This window comes from Sorangium sp. So ce394 (genome assembly GCF_051474665.1).
Lineage (GTDB): Bacteria > Myxococcota_A > Polyangia > Polyangiales > Polyangiaceae > Sorangium > Sorangium cellulosum_D.
Map to the genome: position 1 here is coordinate 9,783,692 of NZ_CP150339.1, position 13,684 is coordinate 9,797,375.

Here is a 13,684-nt window from a genome sequence, read left to right on the forward strand (position 1 = left end):
CGCACGCTGGTCCAGCTGGTGCTCAGCCTGGCCGCGCTCTTCGGCCTCATCGCGCTGGCGGCGCACCTCGCGCGCGACCAGCTCGACGCGCTCGGCCGCGGGTTCGTGGAGCGCTTCGGCCTCGCCGGGATGTTCGTCGGGACCTACCTCGCCGACGCGTTCTCGTTCCCCATCCCGCCGCAGTTCTACATGCTGACGGCGATCACCTCGGGAGGCTCGCAGGTCGGGCCCATGATCGCGATCTCGGTGGCCTCGCTCCTCGCCGGCTGCACGGGATACCGGCTCGCCGCCCACCTCGCGCGCTTCCGCATCTTCGCGGCGCGCCTCGAGCGGACGCGGCCCAAGATCGATCGGCTGTTCGACCGTTACGGGTACTGGGCCATCGCCATCGGGAGCGTCTCGCCGGTCCCCTTCTCGATGCTCTGCTACCTGTCGGGGCTGTACCGGATCCCGCCGCGCTACTTCTTCACCATGGTGCTGTTCCGGGTGCCTCGCCTCCTCATCTTCTACGCGCTCATCCGGCTGGGATGGAGCCAGTGAAGCCGGAGGCGTGAGCCCCTACCTGGGGCTGTCCGCCTCCTCGGACGGGTTCACCCGGACGCGCTCCAGGATCTGATCGACCATGCCGAGATCGATCCCGGAGCGCTCCACGACGTTCCTGGAGAACAGCCGAGTCGCCTCCTTCGCGAGCTCCTCGTCCGGGAGGAACGGCCGCGCGGGCGACCGCGGCGCCGGCAGGCCGATCTCCTTCTCGAGCTCGGAGATCGCCCGGATCATCTCCTGGTAGCAGGCGGAGGCGATCTGCACGGAGAACGGGAACACCTGGACATTGCCGCGGCCGGCGCGCACGGCGTGCAGCGTCGCGGCGGCCTGCTCGGCGAACTGCCGGCTCCCGAACGCGTTGGCCATCTGCGCGTACATCGCGATGGACTCCTGGTCCGCCGCGAGGTCCTCCTCCCGCGTGCGCGGCGCCCCGGACGCGGGCGCCGACGACCACCGGACGATCATCCGCGCGTAGTCGTCGAGCGCGCGCCGCTGGAGGGCCAGCCGCTCCAGGAGCGCCTCCCGCCGCTGTCGCTGGAGCTCCGCCTTCTCCTCGTGCTCGGCCCGGCGGTCCGCGCTGAGATCTGCCGATCTGCGCGCCACGTAAGCGCCGATAAAGAGGGCGACGCCGTTGCTAACAGCGATGAAGAGCATCTCCAAAATCTTGGGATCCATGCCGTTCTCAAGACTTCTATCACGTTCGCGATGAACGCAGAGATATGCCGCATGACGCGAAGAAAAGTTGGCCACCGCCCTCCCCCCGTGCAGGTGCGTGGCCATCCCACAGGCCGCCGCGCGCGCGGCGGCGGCGACGCCCGCCGGTGAGCTCGCCGCGCGGGCCGCGGCGCGCTCCGTCGCGCGTCGCCGGCGCGGGTCCCACCGCGGCGCGCGTCGGGCGGCACGGCGATGCGCGCGGCCGGCGTGATACGATGTTCGCATGACCGGCTCACTCGACGCAGGCGCGGGCCCGCACCTCGCCGGGCTGGAGGGTCCGCTGCGCGAGGCGCTGGAGAGGAGCCTCGCCGACCGGATCGCTCGCTGCCCCGGGGCGGAGCTCAACCTGGACAACGCGTTCTGGGGCGCCCCCGAGCCCCGCGACCTCGGCGAGGCGCTCACCCGGTTCGGGCCGTCGTGCGTCAACGTGGTGGCGCGCATCTTCGAGCGCATCCGCGATATCGACCCTGCGCTCGGGCTGTGGGCGCAGATCAGGTATCTGCGCAACGTGTGGGTCGGCGGGAGCGCGGGATTCAAAGCGGTCTACGCCGAGCCGGCGGCGATGCGCGAGCGCCTCGACGGCCAGCGCGCCGGGACGGGCGGTCGCCGCATGGCGCGCGACACGATCCTCGGCGGGATCGAGCACCAGCGAGGCCCGCTGCTCGGCGCCCTCGCGGGGAGCATGGGCTCGCTGCTCCGGGGCGGCGAGCCGCTCGACGCGGACAGCTGGCGCGAGGTGCACCGGCCCGATGAGGAGGCGGTGCACATCTGCGTGGGCAAGCGCGATCCGCGCCTGCCGGAGCTCGACGACATCCACCTCGACTGGAGGTCGCCGGTCGTGGGCGTCGACGAGGCGACCGGCCGCTGCCGGTACGGCCTCTTCATCAGCGTGGTCCACTGGGCGCAGGCGCGGTTCGGGCTCGGCAACCCGGTGTTCCCCTTCCAGCGCATCGACGATCGGGTCGCCGCCCTCTCCGGCCGGGGCGACGCGCCGGCGCGCTGGGCCGATTTCGTGGCGCGCTGGCGCGAGGCGCGGTGGGCGCTCGCGGTGCGCGGCAAGGGCGGCGCGGAGGAGGCGCTGCGGTGGCTGCGCGAATGCGACGAGGCGGCCCCGGCGCCGGGAGGGGGCGGCTGAGGGCCCATGCCCTACCCCGCTCCCGACGGCACCGAGCTGGTCGAGCACCTCGGCGCGGGCGCCACCTTCGACGTGGCGCTGGTCCGGCTCGGAGGCCCGCCGCCCGGCCCCACGCTGGTTTGCAAGCGCCTCGCCCCCGGCGCCCTCCACGCGCACGCCGGGCGGGCCGCCATCGTCCGCGAGGCGAAGGCGCTCTCCCTCGCCCGGCACCCTGCCCTGCCCGCGCTCGCGCGCGTCGGCGTCGATCGCCACGGCCCCTTCCTCCTCGAGAGCCGGCGCGAGGGCGCCTCGCTCCGCGACGTGCTCGACGGATGGCGCGGCCGCGGCCGTCCGCCGCCCGCGTCGCTCGTCGCCCACGTCGTCCGGACCGCCATCGAGACCCTCGCCGAGCTCCAGGAGCTCGAGGACGCCGCGGGCCCGATCGGCTTCGTCCACGGCGATCTCGGCCCCGATCACGTGCTGCTCGGTCCGCTCGGCGACGTCGGCCTCGTCGACCTCGGCGCCGCGCGGTTCCGCGGCATGGATCCCGATCTCGAGACCGCCGACCGGGGCACCCTCCCGTTCGTCGCCCCCGAGATCGCCCGCGGCGAATCGCCGCCGACCGCGCGCGGCGACGTCTACGCCATGGCGGCGACCCTCGTCGCCTTCGCCACCGGCGCGCCGCTCACGCGCGCGCGCGAGCAGGCCGCGATGCTGGTCGAGATCGGCGAGTCGGGCCTCCGCCTCGACGCGCTCGCCGCCGCGGGCGCGCTCTCGCCGGGGCAGCGCCGCGCGCTCGCCCGCGCCCTCGACCGCGATCCGGAGCGGCGCGTCGAGAGCGCGCGGGCGCTGCTCGACGCCTTCGACGCGGCCTCTCCGCGCGCCAGCGACGCGGCCTCCCCGCGCGGCTAGCTCAGGCCCAGGAGCGCGGGCGGCGCGCGCGCGCCCGGCCCTCGCGGGCGCCAAAACCGTGGACGCACGCGGCCCGTGGGATAAGTCTCGACCGCATGAAGCCCCACCTAGGTCACGACAGGCTCGCCCTCGACACGCTCGCCATCCACGCCGGCCAGCCGCCGGATCCGACGAGCGGCGCGGTCATGACGCCGATCGTCCTCGCGAGCACCTTCGCCCAGGAGCGGCCGGGCCAGCACAAGGGCTTCGAGTACTCGCGCAGCGGCAACCCCACCCGCAAGGCGCTCGAGGCGTGCCTCGCCGCGATCGAGGGCGGTCGCCACGGCTTCGCCTTCGGCAGCGGCTCCGCGGCCACCGCCACGCTGCTCCACACGCTCCGGCCCGGAGATCACGTGCTCTCGGGCGACGACGTCTACGGCGGCACCTTCCGGCTCTTCGACAAGGTCATGCGACCGATGGGGATCGCCTCGACCTCGGTCGACATGAGCGACCTCGACGTCGTCCGCAAGTCCCTCACCCCGGCCACGCGGATGATCTGGATCGAGACCCCGACGAACCCGATGCTCAAGATCTTCGACATCGCCGGGATCGCGGAGATCGCGCGCGCGCACGGGGCGCTGCTCGTCGTCGACAACACGTTCGCCACGCCGGTGCTCCAGCGGCCGCTCGACCTCGGCGCCCACGTCGTGGCGCACTCGACCACGAAGTACCTGAACGGGCACTCGGACGTCGTCGGCGGCGCGCTCATCACCTCGGAGGACGCGCTCGCCGAGCGGGTCGCGTTCCTGCAAAACGCGATCGGCGCCGTGCCGAGCCCGTTCGATTGCTACCTCGTGCTCCGCGGGATCAAGACGCTCGGCGTACGCGTGCGCCAGCAGTGCGCGTCGGCCGCGCTCATCGCCGGCAGGCTCGCCGAGCACCCCGCCGTTCAGGCCGTGAACTACCCCGGCCTGCCCACGCACGCCGGCCACGCGCTCGCCGCGCGGCAGATGCGCGCGCCCGGCGCGATGATCTCGTTCGTCGTGCGCGGCGGCCTCCCCGTCGCCTCGCGCTTCCTCGAGCGGCTCGCGATCTTCTCCTGCGCCGAGAGCCTCGGCGGCGTCGAGTCGCTCGCCGAGCACCCCGCCATCATGACCCACGCCTCCGTGCCCGCGGCGGCGCGGGAGGCGCTCGGCATCGCCGACGGCCTCCTCCGGCTCTCGGTCGGCCTGGAGGGCGGAGACGACCTCTGGAACGACGTCGCGCAGGCGCTGGAGGACGCGCAGGCGCAGGCGCCCCGCGGGTGATCGCGCGCGCAGGGCGCGGGGGCGCGGCCGCTCGCGCTCGCCGCGCGGTCGCGCGGGGCGCGGCCGCCGTTTGATCGGGGGCCCTCGAATACGATAGAAGCGAGGTGCGGCCTCGGGGCCGCCACCCACCACCGGAGCTTGCCATGAGTCTCGCCCGCCTCGGCTTCGTGCCCGTGCTCGGCCTTCTACCCCTGCTCGGCTTCGGCTGCAGCGACCCGGCGCCGCCCACCCCGCGCGCCGCCTACTCCCTGAACTTCGTCAAACCGGGCGCCAGCTGCAACGTGGGGAACCACCTGGAGGTCCTCGGCGAGGTGAGCGCGGCCCGGCGGCTCCGGATGGTCGCCGACGGCGACGAGGGCGCCACGGTCGACTGCACCGTGACCGGCTCGGGCACCTTCGACGTCTCGGCGACGCTGGAGCTCAAGAACAGCACCGCCGCCACGGAGGTCCGCGTCAAGATCGTGGACATCAGCCCCGCGGCGACCAAGGAGATGCCCGCCAGCGGCAGCGTCAGCTTCTCGTCGGCGAAGACGAGCGGCACGACCTTCAACTCCACCTCCGACGAACCGTGCCAGTTCTGGTTCGACGCGGAGAGCGAGCAGGGGGTCGACGCGGGCAAGATCTGGGTCGTCTTCGACTGCCCGTCCGTGACCGACGGCCAGTACACCTGCGAGATCACGCGGGGCGCCCTCGCCCTCGACAGCTGCGGGAGCTGAGCCGACCGCGGGCGCGGGGGGCTGAGCGCGCGCCCCCCGCGCGGCGGCGCTCCTCGGAGCGCGAGGCCGGGACGCGCGGGCGCATGCCGCGCCCCTTGGCGCGTCAGCTCTTCTCGGAGCGCGAGGCCGACGCCGCCGGGACCGTCGACCGCTCGCCCATGTTGACCTGCTGCGAGTCGGCGGGCGGGCCGATCGTCGCGCTGTTCGGGAGCTCGGCCTCGTCCTGCTCGTCGATGCGGATCACGAGCGCCGTGATGTTGTCCTCGCCGCCGTTCTCGTTGGCCTTGGCGATGAGGCGGCGGCACATCTCCGGCACCTCCTCGGTCGAGCTCACGATCTGGAGGATCTGATCGTCCGAGAGCATCCCGCTCAGGCCGTCCGAGCAGAGCAGGTAGACGTCGCCGGGCTGCGGCTCGTCGCTGATCAGGTCCACCGCGACGCTGTCGTTCATCCCGAGCGCGCGGGTGATGACGTTGCGCGGGAGCTCGGCCCGCTGCTCCTCGGTGAGCTCGGGCATCGCCATGATGTAGTCGTTGAAGAGCGAGTGATCGCGCGTGAGCTGGCTGATCGAGCCCTTGCGGACGCGGTAGGCGCGGCTGTCGCCGACGTGGCCGACGTAGATGCGGTTCTTCTTCTTCGAGAAGAGCGCCCCCACGACCGTCGTGCCCATCCCGGCGCAGTCGCGCGACCGGATGCTGCGCTCGAAGATCTGGCGGTTGGCGACCCGGATGCCCGCCTGGAGCCGGTTCTCCTCCTCCGACAGGCTGGTGTCGAAGTGGAATGGCCAGGTGGCGTCCTCCCGCGACGTGGACCGGAAGAAGTCCGCGATGGACTCGGTCGCCAGCCTGCTCGCTACGTCCCCCGCGCGGTGGCCCCCCATGCCGTCCGCGACGATGAACAGGTCATACTCCGACAGGACGGCGTAGCTGTCCTCGTTGTGGTCGCGTTGGAGACCAACGTCCGTCATTCCTGAAGCGATCGCTCGCATAACCTCGGGAATCCTTGAGACGGCTCCGGGCCTTTGGCTTCGAGCACCAACCGTTTCATGCTACCGAAAACCTGTCAAGCAGGGCCTCTCGCACCGTAATGGGCGTCTTCAGACGTCCACTCGCCGACCTTCCTGATCCTACCGACTCGGACCGGGGGGACCGCAAGCCTCTTTTTCGTTGAACGCTTCATTGTCGGCCCGGGCGTCGGTCCGGCGCCGGCGCCGGCTCAGCCCCGGGCCCCGCCGGCAGGGCTGCGGGGCACCTCCAGGCAGGGCCGTCCTCGACGAGGCGCGCGCGGCGCCACCGCTCACGCCGGGCGGCGCCACGTGGCCGCGGACCACGCGCCCCCTCGCGCCCCCTCGCCCCGAGGACCCGGGCCCATCGCGCGATGACCAGGGACGCCGCATCGTGCGGCCCGACCTTCGCGCTCGGCCGCCAGCGCCGCGGCGGCCCCGCTCACACGTCCAGGATGTCTTTTTCCTTGGTCGCGATCACCGTGTCGACCTGCCTCGTCCCCTCGGCCACCACGTCCTCGACCTTCTTCTTCGACCGGTCGGCCTCGTCGCCGCTGACCTCGCCGTCCTTCTCGAGGGTGTCGATCATCTCGTTGGCGTCTCGACGATGCTTCCGGATGGCAACTTTACAGTCCTCTCCGTTCTTCTTGGTGAGCTTCACCATCTCGCGGCGCCGCTCCTCGGTCAGCGGCGGGATCGGAAGCCGGATGAGATCCGCGTCCACCTGGGGGTTCAAGCCGAGATCGCTCTCCCGGATCGCCTTCTCGACCGCCTTCACCTGGTTCTTCTCCCAGGGCTTGATCGTGATGAGCCGGGGCTCCGGCACGGACACCGTGGCCATCTGCACGATCGGCGTCGGCACGCCGTAGTAATCGACGCGGATGCCGTCGAGCATGGCCGCGTTGGCGCGCCCGGTGCGCACCTTCGCCAGGTCTCGCCGGAGAGCTTCGATGGCCTTGTCGATCCCTTCGCGCAGCTCCTTGATGATGTCCTCGAGCATGATCCGGCTTCCTCCGTGTGGGGCTCGCCCAGCCCGCCCTCTTCGCGGGCGGGCGCGGAGCTTACCGCGTATTTCTGGGGCGGCGGAGAAATCGATCCGCCCCGGCGCCGCCGGCGTCGCGGCCGGACGAACGCTCGCCTCCGTCGGGGTGTCCTGTGCGGTCCGCGCCGCGGCGCGGACCGCAGGACGCCCCCTCTCGGGACGGCGGACGGCAGGACGCCGCCGGCGGACCGCGGAACGCCGCCGGCGGACCGCGGCAGTCCGCGGCAGTCCGCGCGGCCCCGGGGCTGAGCCCGCGCCGGCGGCCGGGCGGCGCCACCTCCGCTGTCACGGTCGCGCCGAGCTGTAGTAACTCTGGGAGGCAGGGCCACCCGATGCGCGATCTGGACTGGAACAGCTTCGACGTCCTCGTCGTCGACGACGAGCAGGACAACCTCGATGCGTTCCGGTTCGCCTTCAGGAAGTCGTTCAAGCTCCATTACGCGCTGGGCGGCGCCGAGGCCCTCTCGCTCCTCGAGCGGCTCGATCCCGCGGTGATCGTCGCGGACCAGCGGATGCCGGAGATGAGCGGTATCGAGTTCCTCAAGCAGGCGAAGGAGCGGCGGCCGGACGCCGCGGGCGTGCTGCTCACCGCCTACGCGGACATGACCGTGCTCATCGACGCGGTCAACTCGGGGGCGGTCGACCGCTACGTCCAGAAGCCCTGGAACTCGAAGGAGCTCGCCGTCGTCCTCCGGCAGGCGATCGCCGGCGTCGCGACCGTCCGGGAGAACCGGCGGCTGCGGGAGCAGCTCGCCCACTACGCCGGCTACCTCGAGCGCGAGCAGCGCGACCCGATCGATTTCGGGGAGATCGCCGGCGAGAGCGACGCCATGCGCGAGGTCGCCGCCCGGATCGGCGAGGTGGCGAAGGCGGCGACGCACGTGCTGATCGAGGGCGAGGAGGGGGCGGAGAAGGAGGTCGTCGCCCGGGCGATCCACGTGGGCTCCCCGCGCGAGGAGCAGCCGTTCGTCAAGGTGACGTGCGCCGCGTTCCGCGGCGAGGCGCTCGAGCGCGAGCTGTTCGGCTGGCGGCGCGGCGCCTTCGACGGCGCGTTCACCGAGCGGGCCGGGCGGCTCGAGCTCGCCCACCGGGGGACGATCTACCTCGACGAGCCGGCGCCGCTCACGCCCTCGCTCCAGGCGCGGCTGCTCCGCGTGCTCGCCGACGGCGAGGTCGAGCGGCTCGGGTCGACCGAGACCACCCGCGTCGACGTGCGCGTCGTCCTGTCGCTCACGCCCGGCATCGAGGAGGCGTGGGCGCGCGCGGGCGTCTTGCCCGAGCTCGTCTCCCGGCTCTCGGTGTTCCCGCTGCGGCTGCCGCCGCTCCGGGAGCGGCGCGAGGACGTCCGCGCCCTCGCCGAGCACTTCCTGCGCAAGTACGCGCGCCGCAACGCGCGCGCGGCCACGTCGCTCTCGGACGAGGCGATCGCGAAGCTCACGGCCTACGCGTGGCCGGGGAACACGCGCGAGCTGGAGAACGTGGTCGAGCGCGCCGCCATCCTCTCCCGCGGCGACGTGATCCTGCCCGAGCACCTCGCGTTCACCGCGCGCCCCCAGCCGGCCGAGCCGCCCGCCCGGCCGCCGAAGGCCGCGGACCCGGAGGCGGACGCGGCCGGAAAGGCGCTCGCCGCGCCGGCCTCGTCGCGGCCGAAGCTCGACCTGAGCTCGCAGCTCGACGACATCGAGCGGCGGGAGCTCCTCGCCGCCCTCGAGCGCTGCGGCGGGAACAAGGCCGAGGTCGCGCGCCAGTTCGGCATGCAGCGCACGACCCTCTATTACAGGCTGAAGCGGCTCGGCATCGACACGTGACGTCCTCCGGAGGACCGCGCGGATCGCGGCCGGCGGCGCCGGCGCGCGGCGCCCCCTCGCCTGTCGACGCGGGCGGCGACTTGCGGCAGATTGCGGCGGCATGCTGAAGGTCGGTGAGCTCGCGCCGGAGATCGACAAGCTGGCCACGGACGGCCAGCGCTTCGTGCTGTCCCGGCAGGGCGGGCTCTGCACGGTCGTGTTCTTCTTCCCGAAGGCGTTCACCCCCGGATGCACCGTGGAGACCCGGCAGTTCCGCGACAACCACGTCGAGCTCGCGCTCGCCGGGGCGAGCCTCGTCGGCATCAGCACCGATGATCACCGGACCCAGTGCCGGTTCGCCGAGTCGCACAAGGTCCCTTTCCCGATGATCGCCGACGACGACCGCAGCGTGAGCCGCGCCTACGGCGTCCTCTGGCCGCTCATCGGCGTCGCCCGGCGGGTCACCTACGTCATCGCGCCCGACCTGCGCGTCGCGGCGGTCTTCCATCACGAGCTCCAGGCCACGAAGCACCGCGACGACGTGCTCGCGTTCGTCGACGAGCGCTTCCGGGCGACGCGCCCGGGCCACCCTTCCTGACGGCGCGCTCGTCCGCGCGCCGGACGTCCGCCGGAGAGCCGAGTGCCCACCACGCGCCCCACGCCCGAGCCGCCCGCCCCCCGCGACCGAGCCGCCGCGCTCCTCGAAGGAGCGTCGCCGCTGCCCCGCGACTTCTACGCGCGACCCCCGCTCATCGTCGCGCGGGCGTGCATCGGCAAGGTGCTCGTCCACAGGACGCCCGAGGGCGTCGCCGCCGGCCGGATCGTCGAGACCGAGGCCTACCGCGGCCCGCAAGATCTCGCCGCACACAGCGCCGGAGGGCGGCGGACAGTGCGGACGGAGGTCATGTTCGGCCCGGCGGGCTACGCGTACCTGTTCATGCTCTACGGCATGCACTGGGCGTTCAACATCGTCGTGGCCTCGGAGGGGGAGCCGCACGTGGTGCTCGTCCGCGCCATCGAGCCCGTGCTCGGGCTCCCGCTCATGAGCCGCAGGCGGGGCGTCGCGCCCGGGCGGGTCGAGCTGACCAACGGCCCCGGGAAGCTCTGCAAGGCGCTGGGGCTCGATCGCGCCGCCTACGGGATGGATGTCTGCGGCGCCCAGCTCTCGCTGCTCCCCGGCGCGGCTGGGCCCATTGGTAGGTCACCTCGCATCAACGTGGACTACGCAGGTGCGTGGGCCAAGAAACCGTGGCGCTTCTACGAGCGCGGCAATCGCTATGTATCGGTTCCTCCTCGCCATTGAGCGGGCGTGAGGGCGCGAGCCGCTGGAAGCGCTCGCGCCCGGGCCCAGGATCGCGCGACAATGGCCGCATGGGATTCTGGCCTTTCGGGAGCCGCGAGCCTGCCAACGTCGAGAGCGCTTCGCAGGTCGTCACGGCGACCACGCGCCGCGAGACCGTGCGGGGAAAGTTAACGCTCTATTTCAAGGACCCGCAGACGCAGAGCGCCGCGAGCAAGGCCGCGGAGCGGTGCGCGCAGATCGCCGGAGATCTGCTGCGCGAGACCGGCGAGCAGGAGCCGCTCCTCGGCAGGGAGGCCGAGCTCGCCGCGGCGATCGCCGCCCGCGCGCCGCGCGGCGTCCCGGCGCTGCGCGCGATCGAGCTCGCGTCGCTGCACGTCGTGACCGACCGCACCACGCAGTCGCGCCGCAACCGGCTGACCCCGGTGCCGCCGCTCGTCGCGGACCCGCTGCGGAGCGCCGGGACGCGCGCGCCGTCGAGCCGGCCGCCGCCGGGCGGCATGCCCACCAGCGCGCCGCCGCCGCCGAGCAGCCGCAACGTCGGGCAGCTGCCGAGCCCGCCGCCGGCGCTCGGCCACGGCTCGCCGTCGAGCATCCCCCCGTCCAGCGTGCGCTCGCCGCCGAGCTCGGGCGCTTACCGCCTCCGCGGCGCGGGGGCCGGCAACGGGCGCGGGTCGAGCCCGGGGCTCGTCGGCTCGCCCCCCACGGTCATCGCCGCCGCGCTCGCGCCGCTCCTGCGCGACGCGGCGACGCGGCTGCTCCTCGGGTGCCTGCGCGCGCACGACCTGATCATCGTGCGCCGCGTCGCGATCGATCCGGGCGCGGCGGACCAGATGGCGGCGCTCCTGCCGGCCTCGGAGGCGCCGCCGGGCGAGCTCGAGGCGAGCCGGGCCGCCGAGCTCTCCCGGTGGCACGCGGTGCTCGGCTCGCCCGTGATCAGCCAGCTGCGCGCCGAGTCGTGCACGATCAGCGCGCAGAAGGCCCGCATGGCGCTGAGCACCGCGGCGATCCCGCCGGGCCTCGTGGGCGAGCTCGTCGACGCGCTCTGCCGCACCGCCTTCCCGGGCTTCGCGCTGTCGAGCGCCCACATCGATCGCTACGTGGAGCACGATCTGAGCGAGCTGGCGGCCGAGAGCGTGGCGCGCATCCTCCGGCACCCGAACTCGAAGCAGCTGCGGCTCGCGCTCGGCCCGCTCCTCGACGCGGTGCAGGGCGACATGGACGCCATCTCCAGCCTCGCGAAGGCGTCGCTCGGCAGCGCGCCGTGAGGCCGGCGCTCCTCCCCCCGGCGCGCGCGTTCCCCTCGCCGCCAGCTTTCGCTAGTTTCTTCGCGGGCTTTCGCTAAGAACGCCGAGGTGCGACACCATGATCCGTCCGACGCTCCCTCCACCGCCCGGCGGCCGCTCCGCGGCGGCCTCTTGCTGCTCGTCGCGCTGCTCTGCGCGTGCGGGTCGGCCGAGCCAGCGGTCCCGCCGCCCGCGCCGCCCGGGGCCAAGGAGCCCGTCGTGAGCGCGGCCGACGCGCGGCCCGGCGCCGGCGACGCGGCGGCCGGCGCCGAGCAGGCGCTCGCGGCGCTGTCGGCGCGCGTGCTCGAGGAGTACCTGCGCGACGAGCCGGTCCGCGCCACCGAGGCGGGGGACCACCGGTACGACGGCGCGTGGCCCGACATCACCGAGCAGGGCGAGGCCGCGCGCCGGCGCACGATCGAGCGCGCGCTGTCGGAGCTCACCGCGCTGCCGCTCGATCGGCTCGGCCTCCAGAGCCGCGTCGACGCGGCGATGATCGACAACCAGCTGCGCTCCTGGCTGTTCGCGATCGACGAGCTCCGCGAGGCGACGTGGAACCCGATGGTCGCCACCGGCCTCATCGGCGACGGGCTCGACCCGCTGATCACGCGGAGCTTCGCGCCGCTCGAGGAGCGCATGCGCAGCCTGCAGGGCCGCCTCTCGGGCATCCCCGCGCTCGTCCGGAGCGCGCAGCAGCGCCTCGCGGGGGCGCCGCCGCGCATCCACACCGAGACGGCGATCGCGCAGAACCAGGGGCTGATCGCGCTCTGCAAGGCCGAGCTCCCGGCGCTGTTCGCGTCCGTGCCCGCCCAGAAGGCCGAGCTCGAAACGGCGGCGAAGGCCGCGGCGGCGGCGCTCGAGGGCTTCCAGGCGTTCCTCGAGAAGGACCTGCTCCCGCGGAGCAACGGCGACTTCCGGCTGGGCCGCGCGCGCTTCGAGAAGAAGCTCCGCTTCGCGCTGGACGACGCGTCCGTCGACATCGACGGCGTGGTGACGAGCGCCCGCGCGCTGCTCGCGGCGACGCACGACGAGATGCTCGAGACCTCGCGGGAGCTCTGGCCGGAGCTCTTCGGGAAGCAGCCGTTCCCGAGGGTCGAGGCGCAGGACGAGAAGATGACGGCGATCCGGAAGGTCCTCGACGCGATCGCGGCCGATCGCCCCACGAACGCCACCATCGTGAAGGCGTCGGAGCGGCTGCTCGCCGAGGCGACCGACTTCGTCCGCAGGCGCGACCTCGTGCGCGTCCCGGAGGAGCCCTGCCGGGTGATCGAGATGCCGGAGTACCGCCGCGGGGTCGCGATCGCCTACTGCGACGCGTCCGGGCCGCTCGAGGCGAAGCAGGAGACGGTCTTCGCGATCGCGCCGACGCCGAAGGACTGGCCGAAGGCGCGCGTCGACTCGTTCTACCGCGAGTACAACACGAGCATGCTCGCCGACCTCACCATCCACGAGGCGATGCCGGGCCATTTCCTGCAGCTCATGCACAACAACGCGTTCCCCTCGAAGTTCCGCGCGGTCTTCTCGAGCGGCCCGTTCGTCGAGGGGTGGGCGGTCTACACCGAGTGGCTGATGGCCCACCACGGCTTCGGCGGCCCGAAGGTGCGGATGCAGCGCCAGAAGATGGTGCTGCGCATGGCGGCGAACGCCATCATCGACCACGGCGTGCACGCGGGCGCGATGGACGAGAAGGAGGCGATCGCGCTCATGACGCGGGACGCGTTCCAGGAGGAGGGCGAGGCCGTCGGCAAGTGGCGGCGCGCCCGGCTCACGAGCGCGCAGCTCACGACGTACTTCCACGGCTTCACCGAGATGATGCGCCTGCGCGCCGAGCACCAGGGCAAGCCGGGCTTCACCGAGCGCGCCTACCACGACCGGCTGCTCAGCCACGGCTCGCCCTCGGTGCGGCACCTCCGGGCGCTGCTCTCGGACTAACGGCGCCGCGGCGCAGAGCGGCGCGCGCCGCTCTGCGCCAAGGGGTTGA

At 73.3% G+C, this 13,684-nt stretch carries 13 protein-coding genes; 10 read left to right on the top strand and 3 right to left on the bottom strand.

The genetic code is table 11. From position 1 onward, the window contains the following. Window positions 1-18: 18 nt before the first annotated feature. Window positions 19-540 (top strand): YqaA family protein, encoded by a 522-nt coding sequence (locus tag WMF33_RS36095; RefSeq protein WP_437332870.1) that lies wholly within the window; start codon window positions 19-21, stop codon window positions 538-540. An 18-nt stretch (window positions 541-558) separates the two neighbouring features. Here WMF33_RS36095 and WMF33_RS36100 read toward each other — a convergent pair whose 3' ends face one another. Further along, window positions 559-1,218, bottom strand: coding sequence for a hypothetical protein (locus WMF33_RS36100; protein ID WP_061621378.1), 660 nt, complete (start codon window positions 1,216-1,218; stop codon window positions 559-561). 262 nt (window positions 1,219-1,480) lie between these two features. On the opposite strand from WMF33_RS36100, the gene WMF33_RS36105 reads away from it, so the two are divergent. The 4 genes from WMF33_RS36105 to WMF33_RS36120 all read left to right on the top strand — a co-directional run bounded on the left by WMF33_RS36105 (window position 1,481) and on the right by WMF33_RS36120 (window position 5,285). Further along, on the top strand, window positions 1,481-2,392 hold the full coding sequence (locus WMF33_RS36105; RefSeq protein ID WP_437332871.1) for a hypothetical protein: 912 nt from the start codon (window positions 1,481-1,483) through the stop codon (window positions 2,390-2,392). A 6-nt stretch (window positions 2,393-2,398) separates the two neighbouring features. Beyond that, complete coding sequence (locus WMF33_RS36110) at window positions 2,399-3,283, top strand: protein kinase domain-containing protein (protein WP_437332872.1); 885 nt, start codon at window positions 2,399-2,401, stop codon at window positions 3,281-3,283. 95 nt (window positions 3,284-3,378) lie between these two features. After that, window positions 3,379-4,569, top strand: a complete 1,191-nt coding sequence (locus WMF33_RS36115; protein WP_437332873.1) for a cystathionine gamma-synthase — start codon at window positions 3,379-3,381, stop codon at window positions 4,567-4,569. A gap of 143 nt (window positions 4,570-4,712) precedes the next feature. Then, on the top strand, window positions 4,713-5,285 hold the full coding sequence (locus WMF33_RS36120; RefSeq protein ID WP_437332874.1) for a hypothetical protein: 573 nt from the start codon (window positions 4,713-4,715) through the stop codon (window positions 5,283-5,285). A gap of 103 nt (window positions 5,286-5,388) precedes the next feature. Here the strand turns inward: WMF33_RS36120 and WMF33_RS36125 are convergent, their stop codons facing one another. Together WMF33_RS36125 and frr are read right to left on the bottom strand one after the other, a co-directional pair. Next, window positions 5,389-6,252, bottom strand: coding sequence for a Stp1/IreP family PP2C-type Ser/Thr phosphatase (locus tag WMF33_RS36125; protein ID WP_236644138.1), 864 nt, complete (start codon window positions 6,250-6,252; stop codon window positions 5,389-5,391). Between the two features lie 478 nt (window positions 6,253-6,730). Next, entirely contained in the window at window positions 6,731-7,288 is a 558-nt protein-coding gene (gene frr, locus WMF33_RS36130) for a ribosome recycling factor (RefSeq protein WP_061622296.1), read from the bottom strand. Window positions 7,289-7,662: 374 nt separating this feature from the next. Here frr and WMF33_RS36135 point away from each other — a divergent pair, with 374 nt between their 5' ends. The 5 genes from WMF33_RS36135 to WMF33_RS36155 all read left to right on the top strand — a co-directional run bounded on the left by WMF33_RS36135 (window position 7,663) and on the right by WMF33_RS36155 (window position 13,635). Continuing rightward, entirely contained in the window at window positions 7,663-9,138 is a 1,476-nt protein-coding gene (locus WMF33_RS36135) for a sigma-54-dependent transcriptional regulator (RefSeq protein ID WP_437332875.1), read from the top strand. A gap of 100 nt (window positions 9,139-9,238) precedes the next feature. Beyond that, on the top strand, window positions 9,239-9,715 hold the full coding sequence (locus WMF33_RS36140) for a peroxiredoxin (protein ID WP_437332876.1): 477 nt from the start codon (window positions 9,239-9,241) through the stop codon (window positions 9,713-9,715). A gap of 42 nt (window positions 9,716-9,757) precedes the next feature. Next, the gene (locus tag WMF33_RS36145) at window positions 9,758-10,420 is read left to right on the top strand and encodes a DNA-3-methyladenine glycosylase (RefSeq protein ID WP_437332877.1); all 663 of its coding nucleotides are present in this window, start codon (window positions 9,758-9,760) and stop codon (window positions 10,418-10,420) included. Between the two features lie 68 nt (window positions 10,421-10,488). Then, window positions 10,489-11,685 carry a hypothetical protein gene (locus tag WMF33_RS36150; RefSeq protein ID WP_437332878.1) on the top strand — a complete coding sequence of 399 codons (1,197 nt, stop codon included), beginning with the start codon at window positions 10,489-10,491 and terminating at the stop codon, window positions 11,683-11,685. 87 nt (window positions 11,686-11,772) lie between these two features. Beyond that, window positions 11,773-13,635 (top strand): DUF885 domain-containing protein, encoded by a 1,863-nt coding sequence (locus WMF33_RS36155; RefSeq protein WP_437332879.1) that lies wholly within the window; start codon window positions 11,773-11,775, stop codon window positions 13,633-13,635. Window positions 13,636-13,684: the final 49 nt, after the last annotated feature.